This is a genomic window from Pseudophaeobacter sp. TrK17, assembly GCF_042192375.1.
Lineage (GTDB): Bacteria > Pseudomonadota > Alphaproteobacteria > Rhodobacterales > Rhodobacteraceae > Pseudophaeobacter.
Window position 1 is genome coordinate 1,549,089 of record NZ_CP071700.1, and the last position, 20,244, is coordinate 1,569,332.

The following is a 20,244-nucleotide window of genomic DNA, read 5'->3' on the forward strand; positions in this document are numbered from 1 at the left end:
CGCGTTGGAATCAAGCCCGAAGCAGCGCAAGGTGATCGCCATTCCCAGCCTCGGCAGGCACAGGGCGCGTGGCGTTTTGCAAAAATTGCGCACCAGCGACTGCGGTTTCCCTATGGAAACCCGGCAGAGTTGTTTTTCCCCTTTGACTGGCATCCGCTTTGGTCGCACCATTGCGGGCAAAGAAAAGACAAAATGGGAGTGATTATGATGTTTACGCGTTTCCTGACCTCGGTCGCGGCATTGGGGCTGACGGCTGGCATGGCGGCGGCTGATTTCAAGCTGACGATCCTGCACACCAATGATTTCCACGCGCGGTTTGAACCGATCAGCAAATATGACAGCGGCTGCCGTGATGGCGACAATGCCGAGGGCAAATGCTTTGGCGGCTCCGCCCGTTTGGTGACAGCGCTGGCCGAGGCGCGGGCGCGGGCCGAAAACTCCATTCTGGTGGATGGTGGCGATCAGTTTCAGGGCTCGCTGTTTTATACTTACTACAAGGGCAAAGTCGCGGCTGAGATGATGAACAAGCTCGGCTATGATGGCATGACCGTTGGCAACCACGAATTTGACGATGGCCCCGAGGTGCTGCGTGGGTTCATGGATGCGGTGGGCTTTCCGGTGCTGATGTCCAATGCCGATGTCTCGGGGGAGCCGCATCTGGCGGAGGTGCTGCAAAAATCCACGGTGATTGAGCGCGGCGGCGAACGGATTGGCCTTATTGGCCTTACCCCCGAGGACACCCATGATCTGGCCAGCCCCGGCAAAAACATCTCCTTTTCTGATCCGGTGGCCGCCGTGCAGGGCGAGGTGGACCGGCTGACCGAGATGGGCGTTAACAAGATCGTGGTGCTGAGCCATTCGGGCTACAAGGTCGACAAACGGGTGGCGGCAGAAACCACTGGCGTGGATGTGATCGTGGGGGGGCATTCCAACACCTACCTGTCGAATGTTTCGGACAAGGCGGCTGGTCCATACCCCACCATAATCAATGATGTTGCCATCGTGCAGGCCTATGCCTATGGCAAATTCCTCGGTGAGCTGAATGTCACTTTTGACGATGCGGGCACTGTGACCATGGCTGCTGGTGAGCCGCTGATCATGGATGGTTCTGTGGCAGAGGACAGCGACACGGTTGCGCGTATCGCGGAGCTGGCGCAGCCGCTGGATGAGATCCGCAACAAGGTGGTGGCCGAGGCCGCAAGCGCTGTCGAGGGCGATCGCACGGTCTGCCGTATTCAGGAATGTGAGATGGGCAATCTGATCGCCGATGCCATGTTGGCGCGGGTCAAGGACCAGGGGGTGAGCATTGCCATCGCTAATTCCGGCGGCATTCGCGCCAGTCTTGAACCCGGTGCGGTCACCATGGGCGAGGTGTTGACGGTGCTGCCGTTCCAGAACACCCTGTCCACCTTTGAAATCTCTGGCGAAGGCCTGGTTGCGGCGCTGGAAAACGGCGTGAGCCAGGTGGAAGAGGTCAAGGGGCGTTTCCCACAGGTGGCGGGTCTGAAATTCACCTGGGATGGCACCGTGGCCGCCAACGAAGGCCGGGTGCAACAGGTTCTGGTGCAGGGGGCTGACGGCTTTGCGCCGATTGATCCGGCCAAGACCTATCTGGTTGTGACCAACAACTACGTGCGCAATGGCGGTGACGGCTACAAGATCTTCGCCGGCGACGACAAAAACGCCTATGATTATGGTCCAGATCTGGCGGATGTTCTGGCGGAATACCTGGCGGCGCAGGGGCCCTATCAGGCCTATACCGATGGGCGGATCGCGCGGAAATAGTGTTTCGCGCGCGAAACAGGTGACTGAAACCTTTAGGCCCCGCCCGCAGTGGTGGGGCTTTTTCTTGCGGTACTTGCTCCCCGCAACTGGGTCTTAGGCGGCGGCACCCCAAGCCATCTGGCTGGCGGTTGCGCGCCAAAACCGCTAGACTGCCTGCATGTGTGGACGCTTTGCCCTGACCCTGCCAAATGACGCCATGGCGCGGCTGTTTGCGGCCAGCCCGGCCAATGATCTGCCCGCGCTGCCCAATTACAATATCTGCCCCACCAATCCGGTGCATGTGATCCAGGCGGAGGGCGACGGGCGCCAGCTGGTTGCGATGCGCTGGGGGTTCTTGCCGCAGTGGTACCAAAGTGAACTCGCCGGGCCACTGTTGATCAATGCTCGCGCCGAAACACTGGCGCAAAAGCCCGCCTTTGCCGAGGCCTGCCGGACGCGCCGCTGCCTGATCCCGGCAACCGGGTTTTATGAATGGGTCAAGGATGGCGACGGCAAACGTCTGCCCTGGTATATTCAGGCTTCGGACCAGACACCGCTGGCCTTTGCCGGCATCTGGCAAAGCTGGGGCCAGCAGGACCCGCAGAAAACCTGCGCCATTGTGACCACCGCAGCCAACCAGACGATTTCTGCGATCCACCACCGGATGCCCTTGGTGCTGGAACCGCAGCACTGGCCCCTGTGGCTGGGGGAGGCAGGCAAGGGCGCGGCGGCGCTGATGCAGCCCGGGCCCGAAGGCCAGCTGCGCATGCACCGGGTTGCGCCGCAGGTGAACAGCAATCGCGCGGCAGGGCCTGAGCTGATCGAGCCGTTTTATGAGGACGCAGAACAGGAGCCTGCCCAGCCTCAGGATGCTGACTTGCCGGGACAATTGGCCCACGAAACCGAGCCGCGTCTGATCTGAACCCTTGATTTGTCGGCTGGGCTCAGTCGGGGCTCCCTCGGGGCGCTGCTGCGCGCAGTCAGGCGAGATCTTTCTTTTATTCAGCGCGGCTGCGGGGTAAGCAAACCCTATGCCCAATCGCTATGAAACCCTGCAAGACCTGATGGCCCACGGCTATGACACAGTCATAGATGTGCGCAGTCCTGCGGAATTTGCCGAGGACCACCTGCCAGGTGCCATCAACCTGCCGGTGTTGAACAACGAAGAACGGGCCAAAGTTGGCACCATCTACGTGCAGGACAGCCCCTTTAAGGCGCGCAAACTGGGCGCGGCGCTGGTGTTTCGCAATGCCGCCAACAATATCGAAACCAGTCTCAGCCACCATGAGGGCGGCTGGCGGCCCTTGGTCTATTGCTGGCGTGGTGGCCAGCGCTCGGGCAGTTTTTCCTGGATGTTGAGCCAGATCGGCTGGCGGGCTGGCCTGATTGAGGGCGGCTATCAAAGCTATCGGCGGCTGGTGCATTCCTATCTTTATGACCAACAGCTGCCGTTTCGCCTGGTGGCCTTGGATGGCTATACCGGCAGCGCCAAAACCGAGCTGTTGCAGCGGGTGCGGGCGCTGGGCGGGCAGGTGATTGACTTGGAGGCGCTGGCCAATCATCGCGGCTCGCTGTTGGGGGGGATGGCGCAGCCGCAGCCCTGCCAAAAAGGCTTTGAGAGCGCCTTGGCGCAGTCGCTGTTGCAGCTGGATCCGGCCCGTCCGGTTCTGGTTGAGGCGGAGTCCAGTAAGGTCGGTGCGCGGATCCTGCCGCCCAGCCTGTGGCGCGCCATGAAACAGGCGCCCCGCATCGAGGTGCACGCGCCCGTGGCGGCGCGCTGCCGCTACCTGACCCAGGCCTATGACGATATTCTGTCGGATAAGGACATGCTGCGCGAAAAGCTGAGCTTTCTGCGCGGTCACCGCGCCAATGCGGTGATTGACCATTGGTTCGACCTGATCGCCACGGGGGATAAAGCGGCGCTGACCCTGGCCTTGATGCAGGACCACTATGATCCCTCTTACCAGAAATCCAGCCGCCTCAGCGGCGCTGCGGTGGTGGCTGAACTGGATCTGGGACAGATGTCTGAAACGGATCTGGACCAGGTGGCGCAGCAGATCTGTGATTTGCTGCAGGCCCCACAGGACAATCCGCTTTAGATCAGGTGCAGCTCTGCCGCGCCAGAGGTGAGGCTGCCAATTCTGGCGGCGCTATAGCCCGCGTCCTGCAGCTGTTTCAGCACCTTATCCGCGGTCTCGGGGGCGATAGCCGCCAGCAGGCCACCGGCGGTTTGTGGGTCAAACAACAGATCTGCCTCTGCTCCGCGCGGCAGGCCGGGCGCAATCGCGCGGTTGTCTTCAAACAGGGAGGAGCGGATACCGCCCGCGCTGAGCTCTGCCGCGCCCTGCATCAGGGGCACCGCTGTCAGATCCACCTGCGCGGCCAGACCGGAGGCCTCGCACAGCCCCATGAGATGCCCGGCCAGACCAAAGCCGGTGACATCGGTCATTGCATGGGCGGTGGCGAGAATGCGGGCGGCGGCGCCCTGGGGCTGGCACATCCGCGTCAGGGCTGCTGCCACCCAGTCGCCTTTGGCCGCGCCAGCCATTTCCGCCGCCATGATCACGCCCGATCCCAGGGGTTTGGTCAGGATCAGCACATCTCCCGGCTGCGCCCCAGCCAGGGTCACCGGGGCCGATGGGCACAGCCCAGTGACGGTAAAGCCAATCGACAGCTCATCCCCGATCGAGGTGTGACCGCCGACAATATCCGCCCCGGCGGCGTGAAAGATCTCGCCCGCGCTGGACATGATTTCACTTAGGGTTCGCTGTTGCAGGGCAGGCGTCAGGCGGGGCAGGATCAGGTTGGCTGTGGCCACCTGCGGGTCGGCGGCCATGGCCCAGATATCACCCAGAGCATGCACCGCTGCAATGCGCGCCATCACCACCGGATCCAGGACCAAGCCGCGCAGATGATCGGTGGTGATCACCTGTTGCACACCCCCTGTCTGTACCAGCGCCGCGTCATCGCCGGGCAGGGCGGTGACATCCTGTCGTTGCAGTGGCGTCAGGGCGGTCAGCGCAGCCCGCAGCGCGCCGCGTCCGGCCTTGGCGCCGCAGCCGCCACACATGGGTTTGTCGCCCAGGGCCTCGGGCAGATCATAGGTATGTTCGGCAGGCAGTTTCACCTGCTCCATTTGCGGCAGGTGGCGGAACTGCTCCATAAAGGCCTGGTCGATCCGGTTCTTCCAGCCCCAGACCAGGGCACCGGAAAACTGCAGGCCAAAACGATCTCCCAAAGCCTCTTTACGGCCCATGGAAATCAGCTTGAGGTAGTCCTTTTGCGGGCGATAGCGGCGCAGCGGATCTGCGGTCAGACGGGCGCGCAGATTGTGATACAGAATCGGGGCCTGACGCACCGCATAGACGCCAGCCTTGGGGCGGGGGGAAAACCCGAGATGGGCGCAGTCGCCCACGGCAAAGACATTGGGATCAGAGCTTTGCAGGGTCTCATCCACGGTGACAAAGCCCTGATGCAGGGCAAGGCCCGACCCGGCGATCCAATCATGGGGGTGGGCGCCGGCGGCGCCGGTGGTGAAGTCAGAGAGCACTTCGCGCCCATCCGACAGGTGGATCAGACCCGGCTCGACTCGGTCAACGCCGGTGTTTTCCACCAAGGAGACCCGATGTTCGCTAAAGGCGCGGCGCAGACGTTTGGCAACCTCCGGGCTGGCCTGTCCCAGCACCGGGCCGCTGTCGATCAGCGTTGCCTGTCCCAACCGCCCCTGCCGGGACAGAGCATGGGCCATGGCCAGCACCAGTTCGGCCCCGGCAACACCCCCGCCGATAACGGCAATATGTGCCGGATCTTTGTGGCTATGATCGCCGCGAAACGCCTCCCAGGAGCTGGCAAAGGTGCCCAAGGGTTTGGCCGGCACGCCATGGGTGGCAAAGCCGGGAAGATCCGGCATTTCTGAGGTGATGCCAACGTCGATTGAGGCAAAATCATAGGCAATGGGCGCACGTCCGGGCACATTGACCAGGCGCGCCTGCGGGTCCAGCCCGTCAGCCGCCCCCAAGATCAGACGCGCGCCGCAAAACCGCGCCAGTTTCACCAGATCAATATCCAGATCCTGGCGCTGGTAATGGCCTGCCACAAAGCCCGGCAACATGCCGGAATAGGGCGCGGTGGGACCTGGGTTTATCAGGGTGAGCCGGGCGCCCGGCAGGGGCCGCATGCCCCATTTCAGCAAAACCAGCGCATGGGCATGGCCACCGCCAATCAGAACCACATCTTTGGTTGCCGGAAGAGGAGGGCTGTACATGGGGCGGCGCCTTTGTGTCAGTTATCTTGTCAGTCCTGACCTGTTTAGGGCCAGCAGCGGGAACTGCCTTGAGCCAGAACAAAGTGACGGTTCACCTCTCACCGTCGCGGGTGGTAGCTGGCCGTCGCTGGCAAAACAGCTGGCAACACCCGCACCGGGCAACTCAGATCAGAGGCGCGGCGGCTGGTCGTTCAACCAAGTACCCTCACGCCGGGTCTTTGCCCTGCGCGGGATCCGTTTCGCTCTCATTTTTGGTCTCTGGCACATTATGGGTGGCCCAGATGCCATCTGCGCCGGCCTTTGGCAGGCTGGCCTTTGTCTCATGGCGGTGAATATGGACCTTGGCAATAAACAAGGCCGTGACCGGTGCGGTGAGGAACAAAAACAGGGTGATCATCAGCTCATGCAGCGACAGATTCCCCTCAACCACCGCGCCGTGCAGCATCGAGGCCAGCAGTACGCCACCAACGCCCAGCGTGGTGGCCTTGGTGGGGGCATGCAGCCGCGACATCGGATCGTTGAGCTTGAGCAGGCCAAAGGAGCCGACAAAGCCAAAGATGCCCGCCATGATCAAAAAGCCTGCGACCAGGTAGTCATATACCATCTCTGCGCCTCCCATCATTCGATAATATTGCCGCGCAGAATAAAGCGCGCATAGGCCACGGTTGAGACAAAGCCCAGCATGGCAATGATCAGCGAGGCCTCAAAATAGATTTCGCTGCCCAGGGCCAGCCCATAAAGCACCATCAGCGCCAACCCATTGATGAACATGGAATCCAGCGCCAGGATCCTGTCTGCGATCTCGGCGGCGAAGATGATTTTCCACAGGTTCATCAGGAGCGCCAGGGCAAAGCAGGTAAAGGCAAAGAGCGTGGCATAGGTAATAATCATTCAAAGATCTCCTTCAGGCGGCGCTCATAGCGGTGTTTGATCTCATCGCGGACGGCATTTGGGTCTGGCGCATCTAGACAATGCACCAACAGGGCGTGGCCCTCAGCCGAGACATCAGCCGCCACCGTGCCCGGCGTCATGGTGATGGTGCCGGCCAGAACCGAAATCGCCTCGGGGGTGAGCAGATCCAGCGGCACGGCGACCCAGGCGGGCTGGCGTTTGGCATTGGATTTGAACACCACGATGCGGGCCACAACCACGTTGGCAACAACAATATCATAGAGCACAATCAGGATGTATTCGATGATCTTCAGCGGCTTTTTCAACCGCATCTGATTTGGCCAGTAGGGCTGGGTCAAAAAGGGGATCAGCAGCCCCAGCAAAAAGCCAAAAACCAACGAGTTCAGCGTCCAGGTGCTGGTCAGCAGAACCCAGGCAAGGGTCAGCAGCAGGGTCAGGATCGGATGCGGCAGCAGCCGCCGTAGCAGTCTCATGGTGTGACCTTTCCCAGCACGGCTTTGATATAGATCTCGGGCGCAAAGAGCTGCGCGGCTGTTGCCTCGGCGTAGCGGCTGGCGGGGCCGGCAAACACGGTGAGCAGGATCAGGCCGCTCAGCAGGGCAAAACAGGCCACAAAGGGCAGGGCGGCGGGGCGCGGATTGGTGATGTCCTCGTCCTGCTCGTTGGCCTCTTCCTCATAAGAGGGCGCAGAATCTGGGTCGGTTTGGGCGGTGACGCCGTGGCTTTTCCAGAACAACAGGCTGCCGGCACGGGCCATGCCAAGGATGGTGATCAAAGAGCCGATCAGAATGGTGCCCCAGATCCACCAGACCAGATCGTGGTCGCGTGCCGCATCCAGCACCAGCAGCTTGCCCAGGAAGCCCGACAAGGGCGGCATGCCCGCCATGGCAATGGCGCCGGTAAAGAACAGCACCGCGATCAGCCCGCTTTGCGGCATCAGGCGCTGGCCGGTGATCTCGATGCCCTGGCGCTCAGCCACCAGATCCGCCACCAGAAACAGAAAGGCGGCAGCAAGGGTGGAATGCACCGTGTAATACAGCGCCGCGGCGACCCCTTCGGGGGAGAACAGCGCAATCGCCGTGAGCAGCGTGCCCATGGAGGTGATGGCGCCAAAGGCCACCAGGCGGCCAATGCGGTAAGAGCCAAGGATGCCCACGGCGCCGATCATCAGGGTGACCAGCGCGGCTGGCATCAGCCAGGCCCCGGCCAGCCCCTGGGTGATCGCCAGATCTGGGCCAAAGACCAGGGTATAGACCCGCAGGATGGCATAGGCGCCGACCTTGGTCATAATGGCAAAGAGCGCCGCAATCGGCAGGGGGGCATTGGCATAAGAGGCCGGCAGCCAGAAATGCAGCGGAATGACGGCGGCCTTGATGGCAAAAACCAGCAAGAGCATCACCGCGCCGACGCGCAGCAGAGCGGTGTCTTCCGCCGGGATCTCTGCCACCCGCAGCGCCAGATCCGCCATGTTGAGCGTGCCAGTGACGGAATATAGCGTCCCCAGCGCAAACAGGAACAGGGTTGAGCCCAAGAGGTTATAGACCACATATTGCACCCCGGCCTGAAACCGCCGGGTGCCGCCGGAATGGATCATCAACCCATAAGAGGCGATCAGCAGAACCTCAAAGAAAACAAACAGGTTAAAGGCGTCTCCGGTGAGGAAGGCACCGATGATGCCCATCAGCTGAAACTGAAACAGCGCATGGAAATTGGCGCCGCGTTTGTCCCAGTCCGAGCCAATGACATAGAGGTTGATCACCAGCGCCAGCACCGAGGTCAGCAAGACCATCATCGCCGACAGGCGGTCCAGCACCAGCACGATGCCAAAGGGCGCCGACCAGTTGCCCAGCTCATAGACCTGCACCTCTCCGGTGCTGGCCTGCGCGGCCAGGACCAGCGAGATCGCCACCAGAAAGACCGTACTGGCCAGCGAAAAGATCCGCGCCAGATCCATATGGTGGCGCACCACCATGATGATGAAGGGCGCCACCAGCGCCGGCAGAACAACCGGTGCAATCAGGAAATGGTTCATGCGTCTTCCCCTTCGTCTTCGGGATGATGGGGCATATCGATCTTGTCATCACGGGCCGACAGATAGGCGGCCAGGGCGATCATCACCACCACTGCCGTCATGCCAAAAGAAATCACGATGGCGGTCAGCACCAGCGCCTGTGGCAGCGGATCGGTATAGGGCACCTCGGCGTATTTGTTCAGGATCGGCGGCGCATTGACCATCAGCCTGCCGGTGGCAAACAGAAAGATGTTCACCCCATAGGTCAGCAGCGACAGCCCCAGGATCACCGGAAAGGTGCGCCGCCGCAGGATCAGATAGATCCCCGCCGCCGTCAGCAGCCCCACCGCAGAGGCCACTAGAAATTCGATATTCAGAAAGCCCATGGTCATGCCTCGCCTTTTGCCGCTGCTGCTGCGGCTTCCGCCGCAGCCTCTTCTGCCGCGTGATCGCGGGCCGGGTTGATATCCATCGCATGTTCCGAAGAAATCCCCGGCTGCCAGGCAAAGCGCGCCAGGCTTTCCAGCGCCAGCAGCACGGCGCCAACCACAGCCAGGAACACCCCGAGGTCAAACAGCGCAGCGGTGGCCCATTCGAACTCTTCCAGTGGTGCCCAGTGCAGATAGCCAAAGGCGCTGGTCAGGAAGGGCAGGCCGCTGAACCAGGAGCCAAGCCCGGTGGCGGCGGCAATCAGCACCCCGGACCCGATGGTGCCGTGGTAGAACATCCGCTGGCGCTCAGACGCCCAGCTAAAGCCAGAGGCCATATATTGCATCAACAGCGCGATGGCGGCGATCAGACCGGCGATAAAACCGCCGCCGGGCAGGTTGTGACCGCGGAAAAAGATATAGGCGGCCACCATCAGTGCCAGCGGCATCATCACCCGGGTGGCGACAACCATCATCATCGGATGGGCATCGCCAGCCTGCGGAATATCGGGTTTGCGGTTCAGCAGATAGGCCCGCACCCGCGTGCCCAGCACCGCTTCGGTCAGGGCGTAGATCACCAGCGCGGCAATGCCCAGAACGATGATCTCGCCAAAGGTGTCATAGCCACGGAAGTCCACCAGGATCACGTTGACCACATTGGTGCCGCCGCCGCCTTTGTAGGAATTGGCCAGGTGGAATTCAGAAATGCTGGGCATCGCAAAGTCGCGCAGCATCAGCATATAGATCAGCGTCGCAGCGCCCAGCCCGGCAATCATCGCAATGCCGCCGTCGCGCAGCCGCACCCAAAGCGGCGATTCAACGGGGCTGTCCTTGGGCATGAAATTCAACGCCAGCAGCAGCAGCACCATGGTCACCACCTCCACTGACAGCTGGGTCAGCGCCAGATCCGGTGCCGAGAGGTAGTTGAAGCCCAGCGAAACCACCAGGCCAACCACGCCGATCAGCACCAGCGACAGCTGACGCTGACGGTGCTTTGCCACCACAGCCAGGGTGGCCACCATCAGGCAGAACCAGGCGATCACGGTGATCGGCCCGACGCTTTGCACCGCGCGGCTGGGGAGACTGAGGGTGCCGGTGGCATAGGCGTAGTAGCTAAGGCCGATGATGAACAGCATCATCACAAAGGCATAGCGGGTAATGGCGCCATTATGCAGGCCATCAGTGATCAGCTGCGACAGTTTGGTGAGCCCGCGCATCAGGGCGTCAAAGATCTGCTTGGCCTCGGGGCGTGGCGCCCGGTTCCAGGCCGCCATCAGCGGCGCGTGCAGCTTGAGCAAAACCAAGCCGCCAACAACGGCTCCTGCGGACATATACAGCGCCGGTGTCAATCCGTGCCACAGCTTGAGCGAATAATAGGGCAGATCTGCGCCACCAATCACGGCGCCAGCCGCGACAGCCACAAGTGGCCCCGCCAGATTGGCTGAAAACAGCCCGATCAAGACCACCAGCATCATCAGCAAGCCGGGACCGGCCCACATGCCAAACCCCGGATCATGGGGCTGCGCCGGATAGTCATCGCGGGTTCTGCCCAGAAACACATGGCCAATAAAGCGAAAGGAATAGGCGGCGGAAAACAGCGCCGCCAGCAGCGCCAAACCCGGCACCACATAATGTGAGCCGCCCCAGAGCGTATGCACGGTTTCTTCCAGCATCATCTCCTTGGACAGGAACCCGTTGAAGGGGGGAATGCCGGCCATCGACAGGGCGGCGACAATGGCAATGGTTGCGGTCACCGGCATCAGATGGCGCAGCCCGCCCAGACGTTTGATGTCGCGGGTATGGGCCTCGTGGTCGACAATGCCGGCCGTCATGAACAATGCGGCCTTGAATGTGGCGTGGTTGATGATGTGAAACACCGCCGTTACCGCTGCGATCTTGGTGCCAAAGCCCAACAGCATGGTGATCAGCCCCAGATGCGACACGGTGGAAAAGGCCAAAAGCGCCTTCAGATCATCCTTGAACAGGGCAATCACCGCGCCCAGCAACATGGTGATCAACCCGGTTGTTGCGACGATATAGAACCACTCGGGCGTGCCCGCCAGCACCGGCCAGAGCCGCGCCATCAGGAACAGACCGGCTTTGACCATGGTGGCGGAATGCAGATAGGCTGAAACAGGTGTGGGCGCTGCCATGGCGTGGGGCAGCCAGAAATGAAACGGAAACTGCGCCGATTTGGTAAAACAGCCCAAGAGGATCAGGATCAGCGCGGGCAGATACAGCGGCGAGGCCTGGATCATGTCCTTATGCTGCAAAATCACGCTCAGATCATAAGAGCCCGCGATATTGCCCAGGATCATCATGCCACCGATCATCGCCAGGCCACCGGATCCGGTGACTGCCAGTGCCATCCGCGCGCCCTGGCGGCCCTCGGGCAGGTGTTTCCAATAGCCGATCAGCAAAAACGAGGACAGCGAGGTGAGTTCCCAGAACACCAGCAAAAGCAGTATGTTATCTGACAGAACGATGCCAACCATGGCGCCCTGAAACAGCAGCAGATAGGTGTAGAACTGCCCCATGGGATCTTCACGCGACAGGTAAAACCGGGCGTAAAGGATGACCAGCAAGCCAATGCCAAGGATCATAGCGGCAAAGAGAAAACCAAGCCCATCAAGAAAGAAATTGGCATTGAGGCCAAGGCCGGGCAGCCAGTCAACGCCGACCTGGATTACCTCGCCGCGAAACACCGCAGGCGCGTGTAGCAACAGGCCAACAAAGGCAAGAAACGTGGTCAGACCTGCTGCTGAGGCCGAGGCGTTGCGCCCGGCACGGATCAATAGAGCGGGAAAGACCGCTCCGAGAAAGGGCAGGGCCGCAATCAAAAACAGGGACACGTGCAGTTCTCCTGGCTGGGCTTAGGCATTAGTCAAGGCTTAGGCAATTTCTTGCAACTGTTCCAGCCCTGCGACCGCGTAAGTGCCTCTTGAGTGAGGTTTTGTTGTTCGATTGGGGGGCATTTAGGTCTGCACTGGCGCTTTTTGTAGGCCGGGGCGCTGAATTTTTCCTTCTTCTCGTGGAATTTAAAGGCCGGGTGCGCTGGCGGCGTATCCGTTGGGGGCGAAGTGGGGGGCTTGTTGGGGCCAGTGGCTGCTTGGGGGTGCCGATAAGTTGAAGAACCGGGGCGCAGCCAGAGCTGATCCGCGCCGCAATAGCTGTTATAAGAAATCGTTCCGTCTGCGACCGTAAGCAGAAGGCGGAGCACCTTGATACCGGATACCGTCACTCAGCTGCAGGGCATTATGGCACGACATGAACAGATGCAGGGATCTCTCCCTGAAACAAGCAGCGCCTCGGGGATGTCGCGGCGCCAGCTGCTGCTCGGCCTTGGCGGAATTGGCCTGGCGCTCGGCGGCGGCATCTATTGGTGGCGTAGCCAGCCAGTGGACCATGACTATCCACGGCTGACCCCGGCGCAGGCCTTTGCGGCGGCCAAGGCAAAAGAGATCACGCTGGTTGACATTCGCACGCCGGGTGAATGGCGCCAAACCGGTCTGCCCGAGGGGGCCGTTGCCATCGATATGCGGCGTGATGACTTTTTGCAGGCCCTGAGCGAGGCCACCGCTGGGAACCTGGCGGCGCCGGTTGCGCTGATCTGTGCCCGGGGGGTGCGCTCGGCGCGGATGACGCGGGCCCTGGCGGCGGCTGGTTATCGCAGGATTATCGATGTGCCAGAGGGCATGCTGGGATCCGCAAGTGGTCCTGGCTGGATTGCAGGAAATCTACCGGTGACCCGATGGCGGGGCTAGGGCTGGGGATGGGGATGGCGGTCGGGTTCGGCCGCAGGGGCGCGCGGCGGTGCGCGTCGGCGCTGGCGCTGGTCGCATTGCCCCTGATGGTGGCGCTGGCCAGCCCGCGTCCGGCAGCGGCGGGCTGTGGCCCCACAGTGGCGCAGGCCTGCGCGATGCCCCAGGGGAGCTATCATATTGCGCTGCCAAGTCCGGATCAGCGCAGCCCTGTGCAGGCCGAGCCGGCCGCGGCGATGCCCGCAGTGGTGTTTCTGCATGGCTATGGGGGATCAGGTCTGGCAGCGCTGAACAACCAGGCCGTGGCGCAGGGGCTGACGGCGCGGGGCTATGCGGTAATTGCGCCAGATGCCTTGCCCCGGCGCGGTGGTCCGCGCTCCTGGAATTTCTTTCCCGGTTGGCAGGGCCGCGACGAGGTGGAATTCCTGCAGGATGTGGCAGCGGACGCGGCGGCGCGCTTTGGTCTGGATCGCCAGACCATGCTATTGGCGGGGTTTTCGGCGGGGGGCTTTATGGTCAACTATCTGGCCTGCGCCGAACCTGAGGCTTTTGCCGGCTACGCGCCCATTGCCGGTGGCTTCTGGCGCCCGCAGCCAGAGACCTGCAGCGGAGAGATACGGCTGTTTCACAGTCATGGCTGGAGCGATGGGGTGGTGCCACTTGAGGGGCGTTATCTGGATGGCAAGCGGTTCCAGCAGGGCGACATTTTTGCCGGGCTGGAGCTGTGGCGCGACACCAATCACTGTACTGAGCACGCGCCGGATCAGCGCTGGCAACAGGGCGATGTCCTGGGGCGTAGCTGGGACTGTGGTCCGGGGGCGGATATCGAATTTCTTTTGTTCCCTCAGGGGCATCGGGTGCCCGGCTGGTGGCCGGGAGCGGTGTTGGACTGGTTTGAGAGACCACAACAAGGCGCCGAGTGAGGCTGTGATTATAAATAGGGTCTGGCAGGGAGAAGGTTGGCAAATCTGTGTGCCTTGAGACGGGCGGGCTCCCGTGCCTTTGCCTCTCATCTCAGATGAGAGACAAAGCCTTGGGCCGGGCCTCCGTCGCCCAAGGGGCAACGGAGGCGGTTGCGCCTGTTTCAAAGCACATAGAGCCAAGGGAGGTTCTGAGCTACTGCGCCGGATGTTGGTTGATCACATCAAGGTAGCGTTTCAGCTGCGCCCGGTAGCGGTGGGCGGCCTGGGTGATTTTGGGTTCCGAATAGACCACCGGGGTGGCCATCCAGCCGGTTTTGGATTTACCGGCGCGGCGCCCTGACAGCGCCGACAGGGGCACCGCAAGCACCAGGGACAGGGCGATGGGCACCAGCCAGAGCGACACCAGCCCGGTGGCAATGCCACCCCACAAAGCCAGACCGCTGAGGGTTTCCAGCGCGTGGCAGCTCAGCAAGGTTGCCAGACCATATTGGCCGCCCGCCCGCGCCTGGGGCGACCAGCCACGCTGCAGGCCGAAGGTGGTGCGAAACACCGCGATCATCTGCTGCACCATGAGGATCGGCGCATAAAGCACCGCCAGCAGGATCTCGACCCCGACGGAGGCGGCAAAGCGGAGAGGTCCGCCATAGTCAGACAGCCGCCCACTGGTGAGGGCCAGCGCCAGCACCGCCAGCAGTTTGGGCGCCAGCAGCATGGCGTAGATCAGCAAGATCACCAGCACATGGCGCGGCTCTGACATATCGGGCCAGGAGGGGCGCGAGGGATTGGCGGCGCTGAAGTAATGGATCACCGAGCTGTCTTCGCCCCGGCCAATCAGCGCCCAGATCACCAAGAGCGCAAACCAGATCGGCGCCATCAGATAGCCAATGGCCCCGTGCAGCAGGTGAAACCGCGAGATGGCAAAGAAGCCGCGGGCGCCCAGCAGGTTGAGATGTTGCAGATTGCCCTGGCACCAGCGCCGATCGCGCAGGATGTGATCTATCAGGGTGGGTGGTGTTTCCTCAAACGATCCCCCCAGACGCGGCAGAAACCGCACCCGCCACCCGGCACGGCGCAACAGGCCGGCCTCGACAAAATCATGGCTCATGATCATCTTGTCACCGCCCCAAAAGCGCGAGCGCAGCGGCGGCAGCCCGGCGCAGGCGGCAAAGGCCTGGACCCGCATAATGGCATTGTGGCCCCAATAGTTGCCCTCAAACCCGGTCCAGCGGGCCAGACCTTCGGCCAGAGCCAGGCCGTATACGCCATTGGCAAACTGCTGCATGCGACCAAAAACGGATTGCGCGCCGATGAGTTGCGGGAAGCTTTGGATCAAACCGGCGCTGGGATCGCGCGACAGCGCATCCGTCAGACGGGCAATGGCCCGCCCGGTCATCAGACTGTCGGCATCCAACACCAGCATGGCCTCGTAGCCCGCGCCCCAGCGGCGCATCCAATCGCTGATATTGCCCACCTTGCGCCCGGTGTTCAAAGCGCGGCGGCGATAATAGAGCGCCACGCCAGCAGGCAGGGCGGCGCGCAGGGCCTCGACGCTTAACCGTTCCTGGTCGGCGAGGTTGTCGTCGCGGGTGTCCGACAGCACAAACATGTCGTAGCTGTGCTTACCGCCGCGCTGGTGCAGCTCTTCCAGCATGGATTGCACATTGCCCAGCACATACCAGGGGGTCTCATTATAGACCGGAACCAGCAGGGCGACCCGCATCGGGGCCGGCCTGGCTTTGGGGCGGTCGCGGTTACGTTTGGACAGGGAATACAGCCCCAGGACCACTGTGGAGACCGAAAAGCAGATCCAGAAAAAGTTGAAGGCGATCAGCGCCAGCAGCACCAGCTCCAGCGCCATAAAGCCGCCCTTGGCAAACCAGCCCTGCATCACCCAGGTCAACACGGCGGTGGCCAACATGGCGGGGGAGAAGGCGAGCAGACGCCAGAGCGCCAGATGGCGCGGTGGCTCAAACTCCGGGGCGTTGTGGTCGTGAAACGGCCTGGCGAAATCCTGCTCGGGCATGGCCAGCGGCTGCAGCGGTGGCATCAGCGGTTCGGCTGGCGGTAGGGGTGAGGTCGGGATCGGATCGTTCATGCTGTCCACCGATAGAGCCAGACTTCGCTGGCGGCGGCGCCATTGCGGCGCAGCTGCAGGCGCAGCTCAACATGGTTTTCTTCATTGGGGGCAAAGCTGAAGGCCAGCCGCACCCCGCCGGTGGCGGGGTTGCGTTGCAGCACCCCTTCGCTGGTTTCCACATGGGGGGAGGAAAGATGCACCTCGATGTCCTCGGGATCGCCGTCCAGCAGCGGGTGGGCTTCAAAATCCACCGTCATCAACCGTCCGGGTTCCCCAAAGATGCGCGCGCCTGCGGCGGTATCAATCACCCGGGCCAGATCCATCTCTGGGTCCTCGCCCCAGCTGAGCCGATAGGACAGCGGCAGCTCGGTTCCGGCGGGCAGGGTGTCCTGAGGCCGCCAATAGGCGACGATATTGTCGTAGATTTCCTTGTCGGCAGGGATTTCAACCAGGGTGACCGCGCCTTTGCCCCAGTTGCCCTTTGGTTCCACCCAAAGACTGGGGCGGCGGTGGTAATTGGCTTCCAGGTCTTCAAAATCTTGTAGATGCCGCGACCGTTGCATCAGGCCAAAGCCACGGGGGTTTTCATCCACGAAGGAGGAGATTTGCAAATGCACTGGGTTGGCCAGGGGCCGCCACAGCCGCTCGCCATTGCCGTTGAGGATCAACAGCCCGTCGCTGTCGTGCACATTGGGGCGGAAATCGTCAAACCGGTTGCGGTTGGTGCGGTCAAACAGGAACATCGAGGTGAGCGGCGCCAGCCCGGTGTGGGTCAGGTCCTCGCGGGCAAACAGATGCGCCTCGACATCCATCACCGTGGTGGCTCCGGGGGTGATGGTAAAGCGATAGGCACCCGTGACCGAGGGCGAATCCATCAGCGCATGGACCACCATACTGCGCTGGTTGGGGCCGGGGGCCTCCAGCCAGAACTCAATGAAATCGGGGAATTCCTCCCCCATGGGATCGCCAGTTTTCAGCGCCAGCCCGCGTGCTGACAGACCATAGGCCTGGCCGATACCGATGGCGCGGAAATAGCTGGCCCCCTGAAAGACGCAGAATTCGGTTTTCTTATTGGGCTGATCCAACTGGGTGCGCAGACGCAGCCCGCTATAGCCGAGTGCCCCGGTGGTGCTGAGAGGCGGCGCAATCTCGCCGCGATCAAACAGCGCCATGTCAAAGCCAAAGGGGCGGGTCATGCCGTCTTTAACGGTGTTCACCTGAACCGCGTGGCGAAAATACAGCCCCGGCAGAAAGAGATCGACGTTGTAGCTGCTGTCGGTCTTGGACCAGATCGCGTCCTTGGTACGGAACCGATGTGCCTTGTACTGATCATAAGTCAGATCCAGCCAATCCTGCGGCACCTGTTGCCGGGGCTGGTAGCCCTGGGTGGCCAGGGCGCGGGCGCGGGCGATCACCTGGGCCGGGTCAAAGGCCGCAGGCTTAGGGCTCTCTGTGGCACCCGCCGGCAGCGCGGTGAGCAGGGTGCTGGAGAGTGCAGAGGCGACAAAGGCGCGGCGGCTAAGGGTGCTCATCGCTTGGCCCTCCAGGGGTGGGATTTGAACCAGCCCGCCCCATAGGCGCAGGCGATGATCAGGGCAAAGCCTGTCAGATTGGCCAGGGCGGTGATCGCGATGCCGCGCTCGGTCTGATCCAGGGCAAAGCCGATGAGCCGCGCCAGGGCCATGGAGAAGACAAAGACCGCGAGGCTTTGCTGGCCGACCTTGGTGATGATCCCCAAGAGCTGTGCCCAGATCCGGGCAGCAAGGCTGTGACTCGAGGCAATCAGGCGCTTGCCGCCAGTCCCGGCAATCAGCCAGCCAAGATAGGCCAGGGCCAGGAAATGTGTGTAGCGCAGCAGGCCAAAATCACTCTTTTCACGCCACTGGGCCGTGGTCTGCCACCAGGGGCGGATCATATCGCCAAGATCGCCATTGGCGGCATCCACCCAAAGAAACACCTTCCACGAGCCAAAGGGCGCCGAGAGCAGCAGAAAGGCAGCTGCGGCAGCGCCCAGCAGGGCCGAGACAGGCGGCGGGGGCAGCCAGCCCTTCATGAAGGCAAAGCCGGTAAAGAACAAAAGCTGCCAGCCAAAGGGGTTAAAGAACCATTCGCGCTGCGACCAGGGCTCCGCCGGGAGCGAGAGCCCATCGGGGCCAAGCCCGACAAGATAGGGGTTGGCAGCGAGCCATATCAGCCCTGAGGTCAGCGCCACCGCCCAGAGGCCAAGGCGCTCAACCCCCATCATCACCGGCATCAGCGCCAAAACCACCAGATACATCGGCAGGATGTCAAAATAGTTTGGCACATAGGTGAGGGTGAAAAGCCCCACCAGCTGCGGTGCGGGATTGTTGAAGAAATGTTGCAGGTTCAGGGAGTTGATATAGGTCTTGTCAAAGCTGCCATAGGTGTCCAGCGCCGCCATGGTCATGGCGACAAAGAAGAACAGGCCAATGTGGGCCCAGAACACCTGCCAGCAGCGAAACACCACCCGCGCCGTGCCCAAAGCCCAGCCCTGTTGCGCGTAAGAGCTGCCAAAGGCAATCGCCGAGGCCATGCCAGAGCAGAACACAAAGATTTCGGTTGCATCAGAAAAGCCAAACCGCGCCGGGATCCAGCCGGTCCAGCGATTGCCGGGGATATGGGCTACCAGAATGATGAACATAGCAATGCCCCGGTAAAAATCGAGCCGAGGGTCGCGCTGGCGCTTGGCGGGCGCCTTGTCCAGATCAACAGGTCCGGGAGAGGCGCTCCGGTTGGCCGCAGGTCCTGGATCCTGCTGTAGGGTGGGGAAGGGCGAAATCTTCGCCATGGGGAATTCCTTATTGGTCTTTTGAAGCCAGTTCTGAAGCCGGTTCTGCCCCTGATTCTAAATCGAAACTGCGGGGTCTTGGGTCCAGTATCTGTCTGTGCTCTCTGAGCTGTTTTTCAGATCTTTACCAGCGGTTATTCTGCGGGCACGCTATGGGGATCCGGGGTGCTGCGGGCCTGGGCAATCAGACTGCGCCGGGCCAGGGCATAATTGTCCTCGCCGCCGGCGCGTTTGGCACGGCGATCATCCAGAATGACCTCGACCGCGTCGAATTCTCCGGCACGTAGACCAGCGTCGATGGTCATGCGCTCAAACACATCGCGCTGGGCATGGCTGCCGCCCGCCAATTGCAGGGTGCTGCGGGCGCGCGACAGATGGCTAAAGGCCTGGGCATAGTTGCCATCGCCAAAGGCCTCCAGCCCGTTGGCCGCGTCGCAGCCCGGCGTCGCCATGCGTTCCTGGGCCTCGGTATTTCGGGCTTTGGCATCGGCGTGAATGCGGCTTACCAGGCGGCGGGTTTCCGCCTGCCGGTTGTGACCGGCCAGGGCCAGCAGGTAGTGCAAATCGGCAAAGATCAGGCTGCCGTCCTCGGTGCGATTGGCGCAAAGCTCGGAAAGCTCCTCCCAGCGGTTGCCAACCTGCACCCCTTCCAGTTCCAGCCGCATCAGCAGCGAGGTGGCATTGGAGATGTCGCGGTAGTCGTCGGTCTTGTCCTTGCGCACCTCGGTATCATACAGCATCAACGCCTGATCAATCTGGCCAAGATCCAGATGCATCAGCGCCTTGTGCCACCAGACGTGATAGCGGAAGTTGTTGCAATGGGCCCAGGCCTCTTCGCGTCCGGTCAGCCACTCCAACCCCTGTGCCGCATTGCCTGTCATTTCGTGCACATGGGCGACAGAATGCAGCCCCCAGGCATCATCTGGCGCCATCCACAGCGCCTGACGCCCGGCAATCCCTGCCTTCTCGTAAGACCCGGTTTCTTCCAGCGCAAAGGAGTGACAGCCCAGCAGATAGCCGCGCGCGGCGTGATCCGGGGCATAGGCAGGCATCACCCGCTCAACCGAGGCGCGCATGCCGGTGCAATCGCCCAGAATAAAGCGGATCCCATGGCTGAGCTTCATCGCCAGGGCATCGCAGGGATCAACATCAAGGATCTGCTCCATAAGCACCACTGCCCGCGAGGGACGCCCAGCCAGCCAGGCCGCAAGCGCATCGACATATTTGCGTTCCCGCGGCAGGGCAGCCTCATCCCACATTCCCCAAGTAGATCGCTGATTTCGCTGTCTTGACCG

General features: G+C 62.0%; 16 protein-coding genes. 5 read left to right on the forward strand and 11 right to left on the reverse strand.

Annotated features, from left to right (window positions below; translation table 11 throughout):
- Positions 1 to 207: 207 nt before the first annotated feature.
- The 3 genes from JZI28_RS07225 to mnmH all read left to right on the forward strand — a co-directional run bounded on the left by JZI28_RS07225 (position 208) and on the right by mnmH (position 3,863).
- Positions 208 to 1,785, forward strand: coding sequence for a bifunctional metallophosphatase/5'-nucleotidase (locus JZI28_RS07225; protein ID WP_375700084.1), 1,578 nt, complete (start codon positions 208 to 210; stop codon positions 1,783 to 1,785).
- Positions 1,786 to 1,942: 157 nt separating this feature from the next.
- Complete coding sequence (locus tag JZI28_RS07230) at positions 1,943 to 2,686, forward strand: SOS response-associated peptidase (protein WP_375699699.1); 744 nt, start codon at positions 1,943 to 1,945, stop codon at positions 2,684 to 2,686.
- A 109-nt stretch (positions 2,687 to 2,795) separates the two neighbouring features.
- Positions 2,796 to 3,863 carry a tRNA 2-selenouridine(34) synthase MnmH gene (gene mnmH, locus JZI28_RS07235; protein ID WP_375699700.1) on the forward strand — a complete coding sequence of 356 codons (1,068 nt, stop codon included), beginning with the start codon at positions 2,796 to 2,798 and terminating at the stop codon, positions 3,861 to 3,863.
- Here mnmH and selD read toward each other — a convergent pair.
- The 7 genes from selD to JZI28_RS07270 form a co-directional block, all read right to left on the reverse strand.
- Positions 3,860 to 6,028: a selenide, water dikinase SelD gene (gene selD / locus JZI28_RS07240; protein ID WP_375699701.1), complete on the reverse strand. Its 2,169-nt coding sequence runs from the start codon at positions 6,026 to 6,028 to the stop codon at positions 3,860 to 3,862. The genes mnmH and selD overlap by 4 nt on opposite strands.
- A gap of 205 nt (positions 6,029 to 6,233) precedes the next feature.
- Positions 6,234 to 6,632: a Na+/H+ antiporter subunit G gene (locus JZI28_RS07245; protein ID WP_375699702.1), complete on the reverse strand. Its 399-nt coding sequence runs from the start codon at positions 6,630 to 6,632 to the stop codon at positions 6,234 to 6,236.
- A gap of 14 nt (positions 6,633 to 6,646) precedes the next feature.
- Positions 6,647 to 6,919, reverse strand: a complete 273-nt coding sequence (locus JZI28_RS07250; protein WP_295447184.1) for a K+/H+ antiporter subunit F — start codon at positions 6,917 to 6,919, stop codon at positions 6,647 to 6,649.
- Positions 6,916 to 7,413 (reverse strand): Na+/H+ antiporter subunit E, encoded by a 498-nt coding sequence (locus JZI28_RS07255; RefSeq protein WP_295447182.1) that lies wholly within the window; start codon positions 7,411 to 7,413, stop codon positions 6,916 to 6,918. The genes JZI28_RS07250 and JZI28_RS07255 overlap by 4 nt, the downstream gene beginning before the upstream one ends.
- Complete coding sequence (locus JZI28_RS07260) at positions 7,410 to 8,972, reverse strand: monovalent cation/H+ antiporter subunit D (protein WP_375699703.1); 1,563 nt, start codon at positions 8,970 to 8,972, stop codon at positions 7,410 to 7,412. The genes JZI28_RS07255 and JZI28_RS07260 overlap by 4 nt, the downstream gene beginning before the upstream one ends.
- Positions 8,969 to 9,322: a Na+/H+ antiporter subunit C gene (locus JZI28_RS07265; RefSeq protein WP_027239900.1), complete on the reverse strand. Its 354-nt coding sequence runs from the start codon at positions 9,320 to 9,322 to the stop codon at positions 8,969 to 8,971. The genes JZI28_RS07260 and JZI28_RS07265 overlap by 4 nt, the downstream gene beginning before the upstream one ends.
- A gap of 17 nt (positions 9,323 to 9,339) precedes the next feature.
- The gene (locus JZI28_RS07270) at positions 9,340 to 12,231 is read right to left on the reverse strand and encodes a monovalent cation/H+ antiporter subunit A (protein ID WP_375699704.1); all 2,892 of its coding nucleotides are present in this window, start codon (positions 12,229 to 12,231) and stop codon (positions 9,340 to 9,342) included.
- A 405-nt stretch (positions 12,232 to 12,636) separates the two neighbouring features.
- Between JZI28_RS07270 and JZI28_RS07275 the strand changes: the two genes are divergently transcribed.
- Together JZI28_RS07275 and JZI28_RS07280 are read left to right on the forward strand one after the other, a co-directional pair.
- Complete coding sequence (locus JZI28_RS07275) at positions 12,637 to 13,143, forward strand: rhodanese-like domain-containing protein (protein WP_375699705.1); 507 nt, start codon at positions 12,637 to 12,639, stop codon at positions 13,141 to 13,143.
- A gap of 14 nt (positions 13,144 to 13,157) precedes the next feature.
- A complete protein-coding gene (locus JZI28_RS07280) occupies positions 13,158 to 14,063 on the forward strand; it encodes an alpha/beta hydrolase family esterase (protein ID WP_375699706.1) in 906 nt (301 codons plus the stop codon).
- A 193-nt stretch (positions 14,064 to 14,256) separates the two neighbouring features.
- On the opposite strand, the gene mdoH is transcribed toward JZI28_RS07280, so the two are convergent.
- From mdoH to JZI28_RS07300, 4 genes are all read right to left on the reverse strand, one after another.
- Positions 14,257 to 16,086 carry a glucans biosynthesis glucosyltransferase MdoH gene (mdoH, locus tag JZI28_RS07285; protein ID WP_375700085.1) on the reverse strand — a complete coding sequence of 610 codons (1,830 nt, stop codon included), beginning with the start codon at positions 16,084 to 16,086 and terminating at the stop codon, positions 14,257 to 14,259.
- 68 nt (positions 16,087 to 16,154) lie between these two features.
- Positions 16,155 to 17,672 (reverse strand): glucan biosynthesis protein, encoded by a 1,518-nt coding sequence (locus JZI28_RS07290; RefSeq protein ID WP_375699707.1) that lies wholly within the window; start codon positions 17,670 to 17,672, stop codon positions 16,155 to 16,157.
- Complete coding sequence (locus JZI28_RS07295) at positions 17,669 to 18,949, reverse strand: OpgC family protein (protein WP_375699708.1); 1,281 nt, start codon at positions 18,947 to 18,949, stop codon at positions 17,669 to 17,671. The genes JZI28_RS07290 and JZI28_RS07295 overlap by 4 nt, the downstream gene beginning before the upstream one ends.
- Before the next feature lie 134 nt (positions 18,950 to 19,083).
- Entirely contained in the window at positions 19,084 to 20,208 is a 1,125-nt protein-coding gene (locus tag JZI28_RS07300; protein ID WP_375699709.1) for a tetratricopeptide repeat protein, read from the reverse strand.
- Positions 20,209 to 20,244 lie beyond the last annotated feature (36 nt).